This window comes from Parabacteroides sp. AM08-6 (assembly GCF_003473295.1).
GTDB lineage: Bacteria > Bacteroidota > Bacteroidia > Bacteroidales > Tannerellaceae > Parabacteroides.
Map to the genome: position 1 here is coordinate 1 of NZ_QRMP01000027.1, position 491 is coordinate 491.

Below are 491 nucleotides of genomic sequence, written 5' to 3' on the forward strand. Positions count from 1 at the left end.
GATATTCCTCTTCCGGTAAGGCCCCGGATAACGGAGCATATAGGCATTGAAAAAAGATGCACATGCGGTCATTGTAATCGCGCGGATTTTCCATCCTGGGTGAAACCGGGAGTCAGCTATGGTGTAAACATACTCTTCCTCTTTCTTGAAAACCTCAATGTCCCACCCGACAACAATGCCTCCGAACGGGCTATCCGCCCCTTAAAAGTCAAACAGAAGGTAAGCGGGCAGTTTAAATCGGATGAAGGCGCCAGCGCTTTTTGTGTAATCCACTCTATCGTGCATACGGCTAAGAAAAAAGACCAAGATCCCTTTCTGGCTCTTAGGGAAATCGCTGAAAACGTTATCAATCATCAAACCTGAAAAAAGAAATAAGTTCCATAAAGACCTACGCTCGTCGGGGATGTGTCAAAATAGTCATATCCCCTTTTCTCATAGTTCAGAATCAGTTTCTATTCAGTTTTTGTCTATGCCGCTTTTTTTTCATTCAT

1 pseudogene is annotated in these 491 nt (G+C 43.8%); it reads left to right on the plus strand.

What is annotated here, in order from left to right:
• Positions 1-135: 135 nt before the first annotated feature.
• Positions 136-297 (plus strand): annotated as a pseudogene (locus DW103_RS18485) (transposase); the annotation flags it as partial.
• Positions 298-491: the final 194 nt, after the last annotated feature.